We start from the raw sequence: 14,794 nt of genomic DNA on the forward strand, positions 1-14,794 counted from the left end.
TAAACGTTTTTGTTGCGTAGACCCTTAGAACACCGCTTTACGCAGGCGCTCGAGCGCCTCGTGTACGCCGTCGACCGACGGGTCCTCGTCCAAATCCCGCGAGGACAGCTGCAGCTGTTCAATGGAGGCGTCGGCCGCCTGGATCGCGTGCTCCACCTGCGTGACCAGCGGATCGATGTTCTCGCCGAAGGGCTGCTTCGCCGTGGACTGCGACCAGCGGCGAATCATCTCCAGCGGCATCTTGGTCAGCTCGGAAATCGAGTTCACCTTCAGCTCGACGCGGTTGGCCAGCGAGGAGTGCAGGAAGACCGCGTTGTCCATGTCGCGCAACGCAACCTCCATCGCCTCGTACAGCATGCGCATCGACTCGATGCGGTCCTCCTCCGCGGAGAAGGTCGCCGTCTGCGCAGCCTGGAGACGCGCCAGCGCGATTGCGGTACGCGCCTTCGCCGCACGCGCCTGCAGCTCTTCGGCCACCTCGGACAGCGACTGCGCGTTCTCGTCGATAATGCCGCGCATCGTTGCCCAGACCTGCAGCGGTGCGAGCAGCAGCGTGCGCGACGCGCCCTCCGCCACCACGTTTTCCATCTCGCTCTTGACCTGGTTGGTCACAGAGTTCTCCTGCAGCAGCGTGTCGCAGGCAACCAGGAGCTCCTCAGCGGACTTCTTAATGGAGGTCTGGATGCCCATGAAGGTCTCCAGCTCCTTGTACAGCGCCGCAGTCGCCTCGTACACCTCGCCTTCGCCCTCCGGCAGGACGAAGCCAGCCTCCTCACGGGCGGCAACCTCGGCGGGGAGCACCTCCGACATGAACGCGTCGTAGTCCGGGACGAGCTCGCAGATCCGCTCCCAGCCCAGCTCCGCGCGGCGACGGCGGCCTACACCGTCGCGCTTGGCCTGGTGCTCGACAATGTTGGCTTCCTGGTACACCGCGGCGGCGGTCTGGAAGTAGTCCGTCATCGGACGGGTACGCACCGACAGGTAGCGCCCGCCCGACAGCGGCGTCACAGTCGCCAGCACGTCGTAGGCAGAACCGCTCTTGGCCAGGTTGCGCACGTAGCCAACGAAGGGCTTGCCTGCCTCGATCCAGTCCCACATGGCCTTGAACACGCCACCGGGCATCTCCACCTGGCGGATGAGATTGTGCGGCTTGCCGATCATCTCTTCCAGCGGATACTGGGCATAGTGCATGAACACTTCGTTCACGTCGGTCATGATGCCCTTGGCATCAGTGACCGAGAAGAAGATGTCATCAACCGCGACCAGGTGCTGCGGACCATCGGTCACATCCCGGTCAATAATCACTTCGTAGGCCATGATTACACAATCTAGCAGGAACTAACAGGATCTTTTTATTTTCGGACAGTCAAGCTTACCTTTTGGAAAGATTTGGCGTCCTCGTATCCGCACTTCGCCATGATCCGGCGCAGACCGCCAACCAGGTTCATCGTCCCGTACGGATCGTGCGAAGGCCCGTGCAGCACCGTTTGCAGCGACTCGCGTTGCTCGGCGGGCACCACCTGGCGCATCTCGCCGCGCGGGAAACGCGGGTGCGCGATCGCGGACTCCCAGTACACGCCCTCTCCCGAGGCCTCGCTGGCACGTGCAAGGGGCTCGCCCAGCATGACCGCGTCAGCGCCCACGCCGAGCGCAACCGCGATCAGCCCGGAGGTGTCCACCGGCGCATTAGCGATGACGTGCACGTAGCGCCCGCCGGTCTCGTCCAGGTAGTCGCGGCGGGCCGCGGCGACGTCGGCAATCGCGGTGGCCAGCGGCACGTCCAGCGACATGCTCTGGTTCGACTGCCCGGAGCCGACAATCACGCCGGCCGCGCCGGAGCGCATCAGGTGCATCGCGGTGCTGTAATCAAACACGCCACCGGCGATCACCGGCACATCCAGCGTGCCGATGAACTCCTTAAGGTTCAGCGGCTCGCCGCCCTGCTGCACGTGCTCGGCGGAGATGATCGTGCCCTGGATGAACAGGAGCTCCGCGCCCGCTTTGACCAACTGCGGTGCCAGCTCGCGCGCGTTCTGCGGGCTCACGCGCACCGCGACGGTCGCGCCCGAGTCGCGCACGCGCGCCATGTGCTCAGCAAACAGATCCATGTCCAGCGGCGCCTGGTGCAGCTCCTGCAGGATGGCGGTCCCGCTGGACTGGGACTTCAGCAGCGATTCCAGGTCATCCCACTCAATGCTTGCCGCGCCGATGACCCGCTTGATCGCGTCCGAGAAAGAGGCATGACGGCCCAACAGCCCCTCGGCGTTCAGCACGCCAAGGCCGCCCTGCTTGCCCATCTCAATGACAAACTCGGGGCTGGCCAGCGCGTCGGTGGGGTGCGAGACCAGCGGCACGTCGAAGCTGTAGGCGTCAATGTGCCAGGTGGTATCCACCACCTTGGAAGAACGCGTGCGGCGCGCCGGAACGAGCGAAAGATCGTGCAGATCGTAGGCGGCGCGGGCCTCGCGACCTTTACCTATTTCGACATATTCGTGCATGGTTGTTGCAGCTCACTCCTAGTGGCGGTAGTTCGGTGCCTCGACGGTCTGGGTGATGTCGTGCGGGTGGGACTCGCGCAGACCAGCGGTGGTGATCTGCACGAACTGCTTCGTCTGCAGCTCCTCGATGGAGGAAGAACCGGTGTAGCCCATCGCCGCGCGCAGGCCGCCGACGATCTGGTGGGTAATCGAGTCCAGGTCGCCACGGAAGGGCACGCGGCCCTCGATGCCCTCCGGCACCAGCTTATCCTCGCTAGTCACGTCTGCCTGGAAGTAGCGGTCCTTGGAGAAGGAGCGCTTCTCACCGGACAGGCCGCGGCCCTGCATCGCGCCCATCGAGCCCATGCCGCGGTAGCGCTTGTACTGCTTGCCGCCAACCACGACGATCTCACCCGGCGCCTCGGTGGTGCCGGCGAGCATGGAGCCCAGCATGACGGTGGATGCACCAGCGGCAAGCGCCTTGGCGACGTCGCCGGAGAACTGCATGCCGCCGTCGGCAATAATCGGGACCCCGGCCTTGTGCGCGGGCACGGAGGCCTCCAGGATCGAGGTGATCTGCGGCGCACCAACGCCGGCGACCACGCGGGTGGTGCAGATCGAGCCCGGGCCGATGCCCACCTTGATCGCGTCCGCGCCAGCGTCGATCATGGCCTGGGCGGCCGAGCGGGTAGCCAGGTTGCCGCCGATGACGTCGAGGCGATCGCCAAAGTCCTTCTGTACGCGCGCGACCATCTCAAGCACGCGGTTGTTGTGTGCGTGCGCGGAGTCAACCACGAGCGCGTCCACGCCCGCCTCGGCCAGCAGGCCCGCGCGGTCGTACGAGTCCTCGCCGGTACCGATGCCCGCAGCAACGAGCAGGCGGCCGTTCGCGTCCTTCGAGGCGTTGGGGTACTGCTCCGTCTTCACAAAGTCCTTGACGGTAATCAGGCCGACCAGTTTGCCGTCCTTAGACACGATCGGCAGCTTCTCCACCTTGTTGGCGGACAACAGCTCGAGCGCCTCTTCCTTGGTCACGCCCTCCTCGGCGACAACCAGCGGCATGGCGGTCATAATCTCGGCGACCTTGCGCTCGTAGTCGCGCTCGAAACGCATGTCGCGGTTGGTGATGATGCCGACCAGACGGCCTGCATCGTCCACGACCGGCAGACCAGAAATGCGGAAGCGGGCGCACAGCGCGTCCACGTCGTTGACGGTCATGTCAGGCGTCGCGGTCACCGGGTTGGTCACCATCCCGGACTCGGAGCGCTTTACCACGTCCACGTTCTCCGCCTGGTCCTGGGCGCTCAGGTTGCGGTGCAGCACACCGATGCCGCCCTGGCGCGCCATCGCGATCGCCATGCGGGACTCGGTCACCGTGTCCATCGCGGCAGACGCGATCGGCATGCCCAGGGTGATGTTGCGGCTGAACTTCGAGGTCGTGGAGACCTCAGCCGGCACGATGTGGGACTCTGCGGGCAGCAGCAGCACGTCGTCGAAAGTCAGGCCACGCAGCGCGACCTTGTTCGGATCATCCCCACCTGTCAGAATGCGTTCATTTGCCATAATTGCTGCTTCTCCTCTCCCGCGCGGGTCGCACCTTTTTACTTTCAGCCATGATATATCCTCACCCCGACTTGTACCTAGGCGGGGGAATTGGCAGGGACTGAAAAAGCACATAGTGTGGGTGGCGTGAACTTTGATGACATGATGCCCAAGGATCCCTTCGCGGACGATCCGAATGATCCGGCGTCGTTTATTGAGGATGACGCACTGCCGGAACCGCTCTCCCCGCAGGAGCGCACCGACGTGCTGCGCGACCTGCAGTACGTGCGCGACTGCCAGCGTCGCCTGCGCCCGCGCGGCATTCGCGGCATTTACTTCATGTGCGAGGACTGCGACCAGTGGCACTACTACGACTGGGACATCATGGAGCAGAACATGCTGGCTACCCTGCGCAACCAGCTCCCGGCCGTGCATGAGCCGAGCGCCGAGATTGCTTACGATGCCTACGTGTCCTGGGATTACGCCCTCGGCTTCCTCGACGGCCTCGAGGCGCGCTAAGGGCCCGCTTATCGACGCCGCGCTGACGGCGCACCCACGCACCACAGCCCCGCACACTTTCCCCAAAAGTGTGCGGGGCTGTTGTGTTACTTCACGCCGCTAGTAGTTCTGCGCCTCGCCCAGCGTGCCGCCACCCGGTGCGGTGTGCTCGGTAGACCCAGGCACGACCGTCTCCTGGGGCGTGTGCCCTTCGTTGCCAGTCTCCTCTGCCCCGCTTTCTTGGGCGGACGTAGGTGCCGAGGGGCTCTCGAGCGGGTTCGGGCGTACCGGCGCTTCCCGCGACTCGCTCGGCTGCTGCGCGGGCGGCTGCGCCTGGCTCGGCTGCGGACTCTGCTCTGCGGGCTGGCTCGGCTGCACCGTTTCCGTAACCACCTGCGGCTCGGGCGGCGGCGGGGTGACAGTCACGGTGCTAACCTTGGTGCGCACGATTGGCTCAGGCGCTTCCGCGTCGCGCCCCTCGCGGCTCTGGTTCGCCCGCGGCTCCATCGAGGCGAGCAGCTTGCGCGCCTGGTCGAACAGTGCGCTGGCCGCGTCGCGGTCACCGGAGTCGTTCGCGGCCTGCAGCTCGTCGAGTGTGGAGGCAAGCTCCACCGCCGCGGTGCGGTCGCCGAAGACCGCGGTCGCCGGGCCCCACAGCGGGGAGCCGGGCGTGGCGTTGTAGAGCGCCGCACCGCTGCCGGTGACCACGGCGGTCGCTGCGGCAGCCCCGACGAGCCCGGCAACCCAGGGGCTCGGCTGGGTACGGCCGCGGCGCGCGCCTGCACTGCGGCGGCCAAACAGCTTACGGCGCAGCGGCACCACGGTGGTGTCTTCTGCTTCTTCGGTGTCCCCTGCCGCTTCTCGTGCCGCCTCCACTCGCGGTGGTGCGGGCATCGGCCGGTCGATGTCCGCCTTCAGCTCAAGCAGCATCGCCGCGAGGGGGTCGTTCCCGTCGGAAGGGTCGACGCCAGCTGCGAGCGCGTCAAGGAACGCGTCCTCGTTCGCCACGGCGGCGAACTCTTCCGTCACGTTGTCCGCCTCGCCGTGCCCGTAGTCGTCTCCGTAGCCATGTCCGTCACTGCGCCGAGTCATCGTGCAACTCCCCTTCCTCCAAATGTTTGCGCAGCGTCGCAAGCGCACGGAACTGGGCGACACGCACCGCTCCCGCGGTACTGCCCACAATTTGCGCCGTTTCCTCTGCGGAAAGGCCCATGAAGACTCTCAGGATGATGATGTCACGGGCCTTATCACTGAGTACATCGAGCAACTCACGCACTCTGTTACTACCATCCGTGACCAGGGCAAATTCCTCTGGAGTTTCCCCGTGCGACTCGGTCTCAGGTACCTCTTCAGTGGGCGTAAGTTTATCCCGCGATAGCGCCCGGTGCGCATCGGCAACTTTGTTAAACGCGATCCCGTAGACAAACGCCATAAACGGCTTGCCCTGATCCCGGTAGCGGTCAATTGAGGTCGCCACTGCCAGGCACACGTCCTGGGCCACGTCCTCGGCGGTAGGCATGCGTCCGCCGCCGATGCGGGCGCGGGTATAACGCAGCACGAGTGGGTGGATCAGGCGGACTACCTGCTGCAGCGCCCGCTCGTCACCGTCGACGGCGAGGGGGACGAGCCGGGCTAACTCGTCATTGACTTCCGGCGTGGCCATCCGTCTCCCTTCCTCCCTCGCAGCTTCCTACATTAAACGCCGCAGCAGCGCTCGCGCCTTCGCGGCAATCATAGGGAGTCTAACCGCAGTCCACTGCACGGGCGACAAGACACCTGCCCAAAAGGAAGTGTTTTCCGTAACATTTCCAAGGTTCCCTTAAAGTTCATTCTCGGTTTACCTTCGGCATTTTCCCAGCTCACACGGGCCCTAAACACGAGCTCGCTGGCAAAGACAGACAGCAGTCACCCACAGGACACCTATCGTTTACCCACGGGGAGAACACTTCGGATTCGGCACCGGCACCGCTCGCCGGCACAAGCATGCACATGTCAATAGTTTCTACAAGGAGTCTCTACCACCATGTCCCTGCCGCAATATCTCCCCGGTCCGAACGCTGACTTCTGGGACTGGCAGCTGCACGGCGCGTGCCGCGGCGAAGCATCCGAGGTCTTCTACCACCCCGACGGGGAGCGCGGCCGCGCCCGCACCCAGCGCGAGAACCGCGCGAAGGCCATCTGCTACAACTGCCCCGTGCTTGAGCAGTGCCGCGAGCACGCCCTGCGCGTTGCGGAGCCCTACGGGATTTGGGGCGGCATGAGCGAATCCGAGCGCCAGGCCATCCTGCGCAGCGGCCACGGCGGTGCCGTGAAGGTCCCGGCCGCCGCTTCCGCGAAGTAAAAACCAAAAAGCGCTGCCGGAACCCTCTTGACAACAAGGGGTTCCGGCAGCGCTTCGTGCGCGAAGAAGAATTAGTGCGCGTGGCCTGCGTGGCTCGCAGCTTCTCCTTCTTCTGCCGGCTTGGTCACCACGGAAGCCTCCGTGGTGAGCACCATGCGGGCAACCGACGCGGCGTTGACCACAGCAGAGTGGGTCACCTTCACCGGGTCGATAATGCCCTGCTCGACAAGGTTGCCGTACTCCAGGGTCGCGGCGTTGAAGCCCTCATCGTTGCTCAACTCGCCGATCTTGGACACGACCACGGAGCCATCCAGGCCCGCGTTGTCGGCGATCCAGAAAGCGGGCTTGCGCAGCGCACGGGCAACGGCCAGCACGCCGGTCTTCTGCTCGCCGGTGAACTCCTCGGCGTACGCCTCGAGCTCCTTGGCAATCTGCACGAGCGCGGAACCGCCACCGGCGATCACGCCCTCCTGCACGGCAGCGCGTGCGGCGTTGATGGCGTCCTCGACGCGCAGCTTGCGCTCGTTGACCTCAGTCTCGGTCGCGGCACCGACGCGGATGACGGCCACACCACCGGACAGCTTGGCCAAGCGCTCTTCCGCCTTCTCGCGGTCCCAGGTGGAGTCGGTCGTCTCGATCTCGCGGCGGATCTGCTCGCGGCGATCCTCGATGGCCTCGAGCGTCCCCGCCCCGTCGACAAGCACGGTGTCGTCCTTCGTCACGGTGACGCGGCGTGCGCGGCCGAGGTGCTCCAGGGTGGCGTCCTTGAGGTTGACGCCCACCTCCGGGTCGATCACGGTGGCCTGGGTGACCACGGCAAGGTCGTCCATGAAGGCCTTGCGGCGCTCGCCGAAGTACGGAGCCTTGACGGCGACGACCTTGAGCGACTTGCGCATCGTGTTGACCACGAGCGTCTGCAGCGGCTCGCCCTCGACGTCTTCTGCGATGATCAGCAGCGGCACCGAGGACTCGGCGATCTGCTCCAGCAGCGGCAGGAAGTCCGGCAGGGAGGAGATCTTGTTGCGCACCAGTAGCACGCGCGCGTCATCCAGCACAGCCTGGCCGGCGTCCGGATCCGTCATGAAGTAGGGCGACAGGAAGCCCTTGTCAAAGGAAATGCCCTCGGTCAGGTCCACGTAGGACTCGATGGACTGGGACTCCTCGACGGTGAGCACACCGTCCTTGCCCACCTTGTCCATCGCGCCGGCGACCATCTCGCCGACCTCCGGGTCGCGGGAGGAGACGGTAGCCACGTTTGCGATCTCCGCGGAAGCAGACACCGGGGTGGCGCGCTCGCGCAGCTCCTCAACGACCTTTTCCGCAGCTGCGGAAATGCCCTTGTTCAGCTCGATCGGGTTCGCGCCCGCAGCGACGTTGCGCAGCCCCTCCGCCACGAGTGCCTGCGCAAGTAGGGTCGCGGTGGTGGTGCCGTCACCGGCGATGTCGTTCGTCTTCACAGCGACGGACTTGACCAGCTGCGCACCGAGGTTCTCAAAAGGATCTTCCAGATCGATGTCGCGGGCGATGGTCACGCCGTCGTTGGTCACGGTCGGCCCGCCCCAGGACTTGGAGAGGACCACGTTGCGGCCACGCGGGCCGAGGGTGACCTTCACTGCGTCGGCGAGGATGTCCACGCCGCGCTGGATGCCCTCGCGGGCCTCCTGGTCAAATGCAATAAGTTTTGCCATTGGTGGCTTCAGCCCCCTTCGCTTACTTTTCGACGACAGCGAGCAGGTCGCGAGCCGACAGCAGGAGGTACTCCTCGCCGTTGTACTTCAGCTCGGTGCCGCCGTACTTGGAGAACACGACGGTGTCGCCCTCCTTCACGTCCGGGGCGACGCGGTTGCCGTTGTCGTCCAGGCGGCCCGGGCCAACAGCGATGACGACGGCTTCCTGCGGCTTCTCTGCAGCGGAGTCCGGGATAACCAGGCCAGAGGCGGTGGTGGTCTCAGCCTCAGCGATCTGCACGAGGACCTTGTCTTCCAGCGGCTTGATATTGACGTTTGCCATAATCGTTTACCTTGGTGACCTTTCGTAGATGTTGCGTTGCAATCCTTATTTAGGATTTGCAGTTGTAACGATTGTCTCGATGCGCAGCCGTCGTCGCGGGTGAACAACTGTGCTCTACACAACCTGTTTAGCACTCTACCCACGTGAGTGCTAAGCCACAACATCACTCCCCCGGCAACGCCAGACTACTGGGTGTGCGTCGCATTGAGCACGGCGTTGCGCCAGAGCTCGTACTCCTCCGGGTTGTCCTCACGGTAGTTCTCCACGGCGCGGATCGCCTGGTCCACCGACGCGATGGTGCGCTCCTCCACGCTCTTGCCCTCGCGGTTGGTAAAGATCACCGGCCCGCAGATCGCGCGAGTGGGATCTGTAAGGAACGCCGGGTTGTTCGTATCCGCCGTATTGCGCGCCAGCGAGGCCACCGGGTTCGGCTCCGCGCCCTGGGCGCGGGCATCCGGGTTGAACAGGGCATGGAAGCGGTTGCCCTCCTGCTCAAACGCTACGTCCACAAAGTCGTCCTCAAAGCCGCCGAGGAAGTTCCGCGCCGTGTCCTCATCAAACACGATGCGGCGGTACGTCAGATCCGGGTTCACCAGGAAGCCGAAGCGCTCCCGGTCCGCCTGCTCCGCGTTCGTCGTGTACTCCGGGGTGTGGGAAAGCTCACTCATGGCCGCTGCAACCTCCGTGTTGTATCAAAAGGGCCTACTCGCTAGTGAACATAGCCGCTTCCACCCACGCTCGCAGTGCATGAAATTTTCCCGCACGTCACGGGCCTAGAGCTAGGCCCCGACGAGCGGCGTTTCCACCTCAAGCGAGGTATCCGTCGCCACCGACAGCGGCGAAGGCTCCGCCCCCTCATAGATAAGCTGGCCGGCCACCGCCGCGATCATCACGCCGTTATCCGTACACAGCCCGAAGCGCGGCACGCGCAGCTCGATCCCGCGGGCCTCGCAACGCTCGGCCGCAAGTGCGCGCAGCCGGGAGTTCGCCGCCACCCCGCCGCCGAGCAGCAGCGTCGACGCACCGGTATCCTCGCAGGCCATCACGGCCTTCGCGGTGAGCACGTCGCACACCGCCTCCTGGAAGGACGCGCAGACATCCTCCAAGCTCACCACGCGGGACTCGCGCTCTGCGGCCTCCACATAGCGGGCCACCGCGGTCTTGAGCCCGGAGAAGGAGAAATCGTAGCGGTGCTCGCCGCGCAAGTCTTGGGCCTTGGACAGCCCGCGCGGGAACGTAATCGCGTCCGGGTCGCCGGCTTGTGCCAGCTTGTCCACCACCGGGCCGCCGGGGTAACCGAGGCCGAGGAGACGGGCGACTTTGTCGTAGGCCTCCCCCGCGGCGTCGTCAAGCGTCGAACCCAGCTCGCGCATCGGGCGGCCGACCGCCTCGACCTCGAGCAGCTGCGTGTGCCCGCCGGAGACCAGAAGCGCCACCGAGTGCGGCAGCGCGGACTCGCCCTCCAGGTTCGCCACCGCGACGTGGCCACCGAGGTGGTTGACCCCGTAGAAAGGCACGCCCCACGCCGCCGCATACGCCTTCGCCGCCGAGGCACCGACCAGCAGCGCACCTGCCAGACCCGGGCCCACGGTGGCGGCTACCGCGTCCGGCTTCTCCACGCCGACTTCCTTGAGCGCGGCCTCCATCACCTGCGGCATGGCCTCAAGGTGCGCGCGCGAGGCGATCTCCGGCACCACGCCGCCGAAGCGGGCGTGCTGCTCCATCGAGGACGCGACCGCATCCGCGAGGACCTCCATCGTCCCGTCCTCATGCAGGCGAATGATGCCCACGCCTGTCTCATCGCAGGAGGATTCAATCCCGAGCACGATCATGGGTGGCACTTACCTTTCTGTCTCGTTGCTAGCGCTCTTGCGCGGGCGCATCATCGCGTACGCGTCCGCGCCGGAGGCCTGGTAGTAGTTCTTGCGCACGCCGGTGGTGACAAAACCGTAGTCCTCGTACATGCGCAGCGCGGGCACGTTATCGGTGCGCACCTCTAGAAACATGGGCCCGTCGAGCAGGTCCGCGGTGTGGACGAGCTGGTCCATCAGCGCGCGGCCCACGCCGCGGCGCTTGTAGGCAGGGTCCACGCCGATGGTGTGGATCTCAAACTCCGGATCCTCTTTCGGCCCCAGCATGGCCACACCCGCGTAGCCGACGAGCGTCTCAGTACCGTCTTCAAAGGCACCAACGTAGAAGGTGTATCGCTGGGAAAGCTCCGCGCGCACCATCGATTCCGTCCACGGCTGGTCGCCTTGAAACAGGAGCGCCTCTAGCTCCGCGATGCGCGGGGCGTGTGCAGGGCCAAGCTCGCGAAATTCCACGGCTAGCCCAGCTTCTTTACGTCAACGTCCGGCAGGGCGGGCGAGCGCGGCTTCTGCTTCGGCGGCACCGCGTCGGGACGGCGCAGGTAGTGCGGCACGAGCGGGGCAGGCGGCACCGAAAAGTCTGCGGCGGCGACCAGACCAGCCGTGTGTGGCGGAAGGTAGGTCACCTCGCCCGCGTCGACGCCCAACTGCGGGGCGAGCTGCTCCGGGACCGAGCACACGGCCACGGGCGGGCAGTCCAGCTCCGCGGGTTTGACAACCTCGGGTCCGGCGACGCGCTGGCCGCTCTCGTAACGCGCCCAGTACACCTCGCGCCGGCGGGCGTCGGTGACGATTAGCGCAGACTGTGCGTCCACGCCGTGGGCCACCGCGTCGTGGGTGACCACGCCGTAGACCGGGATCCCCAGCGCCTGGCCCAGCGCGGATGCTGTGGACATACCGACGCGCAGGCCGGTAAACGGGCCGGGGCCGCAGCCGACCACGATCGCCTCGAGGTCCGAAAAGGCAAGGCCCGCGCCCTCGAGCAGTTCCTGAATGGTCGGAATAAGCAGCTCGTTGTGGGCGCGGGTGGAGACGACCTTCTCGGCGATAACGTCGACGGCGTTTGGCTCGTCGACGCCACCGGATACGGTGGCGGAGACGTTGGCCAGGCCCGCGACAAGCTCGGTAGTGGCCGTGTCGAGGGCGAGCACCCGCATTACTGCGTCAGCCCCAGGACCCACTGGCCGTTCTGCTTCGCCACGATCAGCGGGCTCTGCAGCGGGTATGCCGCCATTGCGGGCTGCTGGCAGATATCGATGTTGCGCAGGTCGACCTTGTCAAAGTCGGCCTTGGCGTTCTCGTCGGCAGGCAGAAGCACCATGTAGCCGGTGTTCTCGTCCAGCTCGAGCTCGTCAGCGGTGGCGTGGAAGGCCTCCAGCTTGCTGTCGCGCAGCTCCTGCGGCTCGGCCGGGCACAGGGTGGTGAATCCGACGTACTTCTCCGCGTCGTACACCCGCGAGGCGTCGATCATCTGCGCAGCCAAGGCGTCGCCCTGCGGGTTGAGCTGGGAGACGGAGCGCGTCAGGGAGTTCGTCGGCGTGACGCCTGCGGCCTGCGCGTTCTTGTTGGACAGAGGAATGAAAATCATGGCGACGAGCAGCACGACCCACAGAGCGCAGGCAAGCGCTACCCATCCACGACTGGTGTTGGAGAGCTTTAGCATGGGCTAAAGCCTACATCCCCGTTGCCTTATCGCCAGTTTTCGGTGTGCCCTGCCACTGCCAGGTGATGATGCGACCTTCCGACTCCGGGTTCTCGCGCACCAGCGTTTCGCGATCCAGCGATACAAGAAGATACGCGGAGCTGAGCTGTTCGATCAGTCCCCCGCCCCACTCGGCGACCACCACCGCGTGGTCAAGCTCCGTGTCCAAGTCCAGCGCGTCGAGCTCGCCGAGCGGGTCGCCGCTGGAGCCCTCGCCAAGCAGCCGGTAGGCGTCCACGTGGATCAGCCCCGGGCCGCCGGTCCGCGAGGCGTGCTCGCGCGCGATCACGAAGGTCGGGCTGGTCACCCGCCCCTTCACCCCGAGCCCCTCGGCGATGCCCTGCGTCAGCGTCGTCTTGCCCGCACCCAGCGGCCCGTCCAGGATCACCACGTCGCCCGCGCGCAACGATTCGCCAAGCTCGCGGCCCAGGGCCTTCGTCTCGGCCGCAGTCTCACACACTCTTCGCACGTGTCCTCCTCGCTGTTCGCTTCTCGACGCCCCGTTTACCCCCGCCCAACATACTCCCGCACCGTCCTGCCCTTGGGCGCGCACAGCACCTCGTAGCTGATCGTGCCGGTAGCAGCGGCGAGCTCGTCGACGTGCATGCCGCCGGGGCCGAACAGGATCGCCTCGTCGCCGGCGCGCACCGGCGCTTCCGCGGTGCCCAGCCACACGACGATCTGGTCCATGCACACCCGGCCGACCTGCGGGTACCACTGCCCGCCGATAGTCACCCCGAAGCGGCCCTGCCAGGCGCGGCTAATCCCGTCTGCGTACCCGGCCGGGATGAGCGCGGTGTAGCCATCCTCCGGGGCCTGCCAGGTGAGTCCGTAGCTCACGGACTCGCCGCGCGAAATCGGCTTGACCGCCACCACGCGCGCCACCCAGCTCATCGCGGGGCGCAGCCCGTGGTCCTGGCCCGCGACCGGCTCGCTGCCGTACAGGCTCACCCCGGGGCGCACCTGATCCAGGTGCGCGTCCTTTCGCGTCCACACCCCGGGCGAATTGGCGATGTGGGTGACCTCCGGGCGCAGGCCCGCGCGATGCGCGGCCTGGATGGCGCGCTCGAAGGCATCGAGCTGCTCCTGGGTAAAAGGGTGTTCCGGTGTATCTGCGCAGGCGAGATGGCTCATTATTCCCTTTACCCACAGCGTGCCTGCGGCTTCCGCCTCTGCTGCGAGCGCAAAGGCCTCGTCCCAGGCTTCCTCGTCGATGCCGGAGCGGTTCATCCCGGTGTCCACGACGAGGTGGACCGGAATTGGGGTGGGGAGGGTTGACGCGGCGTCGATAAGCGAGCGCACATGCGCGATGCTTGGGGCACCGACCTCGATACCGGCGGGGATCTCCTCCCCTGGTGCCCACAGCCAGGCGAGCACCGGCTTAGTGGTGTGGCGGGCCACCTCGCGAGCTTCGGCGAAGGTCGCCACGCCGAAGGCATCGGCGCCGTTGGCCTCCATCACGGGCACGCAGGCGTCGACGCCGTGGTTGTACGCATCCGCTTTGATCACGCACATCAGCTGCCGGTCGCCGACGTGTGCTTTGATGCAGCGGGTGTTGTGCGCAATCGCGTCCAGATCAATCCGAGTAACCAGAGGGTGCATGGCCATATTGTGCACCATCGCGCGCCTAGATCAGGTGGAGCACACCCAGAAGGATCAGCATGGCAGCAACGGCCCAGGTAGCAAACAGGGTGACCGGACGCGGATTGTTGCGCGCCCACGCGAACCCGCGGCCTGCCGCGCTGTCCGGCTTCGCGCGCACCCAACCCACGAGCAGCGCCGAAACGGTCGGCAGGGACAGCGCCACCGTGGCGTACAGGATCAGGGAGGTGTAGCGCAGTGCCGGGTCGATGCCCGCGGCCGACAGCAGGGCGAGCCCGCCGTAGAAAGGAATGGAGGTGGCCGACTGCACCAGACCCAGGATGAAACCGGTGAGTACTGTCAGCGCGTTCGGCTTGCGCAGCGGGCGCAGCACTGCGGCGATGAGTTTGGAGTTGTCCCCACCCTTGAGCGCCAGCAGCCCGGTGAGCAGGCCCGTGACCAGCAGGAGGATGCCAAAGACGGGGCCTTCGACGAAGCTTTGGACGACGGGCCCGAGGCCGTCGAAAATCGCGAGCATAAGCAGCGCCAAGCTGGCCACCCCAAGCCAATCACCCGCGATCAGCAGCGCCACGGTAGCGGCGTATCTTGGCTGATGACGCGGGATGAGGATCCCCACCGCCACGATCACGCCGATGAGCAACAGATTCACCGAATCCACAAACGCTAGCGAAAGCGCACCAAGCATCAGCGATCCTCCAATCATTTTCCGGCCCACACTAACCTACGCGTTGCCCACGCGCCCAAGCGTGCTCGA

17 protein-coding genes are annotated in these 14,794 nt (G+C 65.8%); 2 read left to right on the plus strand and 15 right to left on the minus strand.

Annotated features, from left to right (window positions below):
• Nucleotides 1-24: 24 nt before the first annotated feature.
• From HMPREF2990_RS05920 to guaB, 3 genes are read right to left on the minus strand one after another with little or no spacing between them, the layout of a single operon-like run.
• Nucleotides 25-1,317 (minus strand): PAS domain-containing protein, encoded by a 1,293-nt coding sequence (locus HMPREF2990_RS05920; protein ID WP_051904725.1) that lies wholly within the window; start codon nt 1,315-1,317, stop codon nt 25-27.
• Between the two features lie 35 nt (nt 1,318-1,352).
• Entirely contained in the window at nt 1,353-2,498 is a 1,146-nt protein-coding gene (locus tag HMPREF2990_RS05925) for a GuaB3 family IMP dehydrogenase-related protein (RefSeq protein WP_038588547.1), read from the minus strand.
• Nucleotides 2,499-2,516: 18 nt separating this feature from the next.
• On the minus strand, nt 2,517-4,040 hold the full coding sequence (guaB, locus tag HMPREF2990_RS05930; RefSeq protein WP_070763195.1) for an IMP dehydrogenase: 1,524 nt from the start codon (nt 4,038-4,040) through the stop codon (nt 2,517-2,519).
• Between the two features lie 117 nt (nt 4,041-4,157).
• Between guaB and HMPREF2990_RS05935 the strand changes: the two genes are divergently transcribed.
• Entirely contained in the window at nt 4,158-4,538 is a 381-nt protein-coding gene (locus HMPREF2990_RS05935; RefSeq protein WP_095066744.1) for a DUF5319 domain-containing protein, read from the plus strand.
• A gap of 99 nt (nt 4,539-4,637) precedes the next feature.
• Here the strand turns inward: HMPREF2990_RS05935 and HMPREF2990_RS05940 are convergent, their stop codons facing one another.
• Nucleotides 4,638-5,609 (minus strand): hypothetical protein, encoded by a 972-nt coding sequence (locus tag HMPREF2990_RS05940; protein WP_070763197.1) that lies wholly within the window; start codon nt 5,607-5,609, stop codon nt 4,638-4,640.
• On the minus strand, nt 5,593-6,180 hold the full coding sequence (locus HMPREF2990_RS05945; protein WP_070763199.1) for a sigma-70 family RNA polymerase sigma factor: 588 nt from the start codon (nt 6,178-6,180) through the stop codon (nt 5,593-5,595). Before HMPREF2990_RS05945 ends, HMPREF2990_RS05940 begins: the two co-directional genes overlap by 17 nt.
• Nucleotides 6,181-6,540: 360 nt before the next feature.
• Between HMPREF2990_RS05945 and HMPREF2990_RS05950 the strand changes: the two genes are divergently transcribed.
• The gene (locus HMPREF2990_RS05950; RefSeq protein WP_070763201.1) at nt 6,541-6,858 is read left to right on the plus strand and encodes a WhiB family transcriptional regulator; all 318 of its coding nucleotides are present in this window, start codon (nt 6,541-6,543) and stop codon (nt 6,856-6,858) included.
• Between the two features lie 71 nt (nt 6,859-6,929).
• Here HMPREF2990_RS05950 and groL read toward each other — a convergent pair whose 3' ends face one another.
• The 10 genes from groL to HMPREF2990_RS06000 all read right to left on the minus strand — a co-directional run bounded on the left by groL (nt 6,930) and on the right by HMPREF2990_RS06000 (nt 14,725).
• Nucleotides 6,930-8,546: a chaperonin GroEL gene (gene groL, locus HMPREF2990_RS05955; protein ID WP_070763203.1), complete on the minus strand. Its 1,617-nt coding sequence runs from the start codon at nt 8,544-8,546 to the stop codon at nt 6,930-6,932.
• Between the two features lie 22 nt (nt 8,547-8,568).
• On the minus strand, nt 8,569-8,868 hold the full coding sequence (gene groES / locus HMPREF2990_RS05960; RefSeq protein ID WP_038588532.1) for a co-chaperone GroES: 300 nt from the start codon (nt 8,866-8,868) through the stop codon (nt 8,569-8,571).
• A 185-nt stretch (nt 8,869-9,053) separates the two neighbouring features.
• Nucleotides 9,054-9,536: a hypothetical protein gene (locus HMPREF2990_RS05965; RefSeq protein ID WP_246817462.1), complete on the minus strand. Its 483-nt coding sequence runs from the start codon at nt 9,534-9,536 to the stop codon at nt 9,054-9,056.
• Between the two features lie 111 nt (nt 9,537-9,647).
• Nucleotides 9,648-10,700 (minus strand): tRNA (adenosine(37)-N6)-threonylcarbamoyltransferase complex transferase subunit TsaD, encoded by a 1,053-nt coding sequence (gene tsaD / locus HMPREF2990_RS05970; RefSeq protein ID WP_070763205.1) that lies wholly within the window; start codon nt 10,698-10,700, stop codon nt 9,648-9,650.
• Nucleotides 10,701-10,709: 9 nt separating this feature from the next.
• Nucleotides 10,710-11,192 (minus strand): ribosomal protein S18-alanine N-acetyltransferase, encoded by a 483-nt coding sequence (gene rimI, locus HMPREF2990_RS05975; RefSeq protein ID WP_070763207.1) that lies wholly within the window; start codon nt 11,190-11,192, stop codon nt 10,710-10,712.
• Between the two features lie 2 nt (nt 11,193-11,194).
• Complete coding sequence (tsaB, locus tag HMPREF2990_RS05980; RefSeq protein ID WP_070763209.1) at nt 11,195-11,893, minus strand: tRNA (adenosine(37)-N6)-threonylcarbamoyltransferase complex dimerization subunit type 1 TsaB; 699 nt, start codon at nt 11,891-11,893, stop codon at nt 11,195-11,197.
• The gene (locus tag HMPREF2990_RS05985) at nt 11,893-12,399 is read right to left on the minus strand and encodes a hypothetical protein (protein WP_070763211.1); all 507 of its coding nucleotides are present in this window, start codon (nt 12,397-12,399) and stop codon (nt 11,893-11,895) included. Before HMPREF2990_RS05985 ends, tsaB begins: the two co-directional genes overlap by 1 nt.
• Before the next feature lie 10 nt (nt 12,400-12,409).
• A complete protein-coding gene (tsaE, locus tag HMPREF2990_RS05990; RefSeq protein ID WP_070763213.1) occupies nt 12,410-12,907 on the minus strand; it encodes a tRNA (adenosine(37)-N6)-threonylcarbamoyltransferase complex ATPase subunit type 1 TsaE in 498 nt (165 codons plus the stop codon).
• 35 nt (nt 12,908-12,942) lie between these two features.
• A complete protein-coding gene (gene alr, locus HMPREF2990_RS05995; RefSeq protein ID WP_070763442.1) occupies nt 12,943-14,040 on the minus strand; it encodes an alanine racemase in 1,098 nt (365 codons plus the stop codon).
• A 25-nt stretch (nt 14,041-14,065) separates the two neighbouring features.
• The gene (locus tag HMPREF2990_RS06000) at nt 14,066-14,725 is read right to left on the minus strand and encodes a hypothetical protein (protein WP_070763215.1); all 660 of its coding nucleotides are present in this window, start codon (nt 14,723-14,725) and stop codon (nt 14,066-14,068) included.
• Between the last annotated feature and the right edge of the window lie 69 nt (nt 14,726-14,794).

The organism is Corynebacterium sp. HMSC071B10 (assembly GCF_001814825.1).
Classification (GTDB): Bacteria; Actinomycetota; Actinomycetes; order Mycobacteriales; family Mycobacteriaceae; genus Corynebacterium.

Bases quoted from the DNA above. Each gene is read 5' to 3' on its own strand.
- groES (WP_038588532.1), bottom strand. From the start codon at position 8,868: ATGGCAAACGTCAATATCAAGCCGCTGGAAGACAAGGTCCTCGTGCAG.
- HMPREF2990_RS06000 (WP_070763215.1), bottom strand. From the start codon at position 14,725: ATGCTTGGTGCGCTTTCGCTAGCGTTTGTGGATTCGGTGAATCTGTTG.
- HMPREF2990_RS05945 (WP_070763199.1), bottom strand. From the start codon at position 6,180: ATGGCCACGCCGGAAGTCAATGACGAGTTAGCCCGGCTCGTCCCCCTC.
- tsaD (WP_070763205.1), bottom strand. From the start codon at position 10,700: ATGATCGTGCTCGGGATTGAATCCTCCTGCGATGAGACAGGCGTGGGC.
- HMPREF2990_RS05950 (WP_070763201.1), top strand. From the start codon at position 6,541: ATGTCCCTGCCGCAATATCTCCCCGGTCCGAACGCTGACTTCTGGGAC.
- HMPREF2990_RS05985 (WP_070763211.1), bottom strand. From the start codon at position 12,399: ATGCTAAAGCTCTCCAACACCAGTCGTGGATGGGTAGCGCTTGCCTGC.
- HMPREF2990_RS05920 (WP_051904725.1), bottom strand. From the start codon at position 1,317: ATGGCCTACGAAGTGATTATTGACCGGGATGTGACCGATGGTCCGCAG.
- alr (WP_070763442.1), bottom strand. From the start codon at position 14,040: ATGCACCCTCTGGTTACTCGGATTGATCTGGACGCGATTGCGCACAAC.
- tsaB (WP_070763209.1), bottom strand. From the start codon at position 11,893: ATGCGGGTGCTCGCCCTCGACACGGCCACTACCGAGCTTGTCGCGGGC.
- HMPREF2990_RS05965 (WP_246817462.1), bottom strand. From the start codon at position 9,536: ATGAGTGAGCTTTCCCACACCCCGGAGTACACGACGAACGCGGAGCAG.
- groL (WP_070763203.1), bottom strand. From the start codon at position 8,546: ATGGCAAAACTTATTGCATTTGACCAGGAGGCCCGCGAGGGCATCCAG.
- guaB (WP_070763195.1), bottom strand. From the start codon at position 4,040: ATGGCAAATGAACGCATTCTGACAGGTGGGGATGATCCGAACAAGGTC.
- HMPREF2990_RS05925 (WP_038588547.1), bottom strand. From the start codon at position 2,498: ATGCACGAATATGTCGAAATAGGTAAAGGTCGCGAGGCCCGCGCCGCC.
- HMPREF2990_RS05940 (WP_070763197.1), bottom strand. From the start codon at position 5,609: ATGACTCGGCGCAGTGACGGACATGGCTACGGAGACGACTACGGGCAC.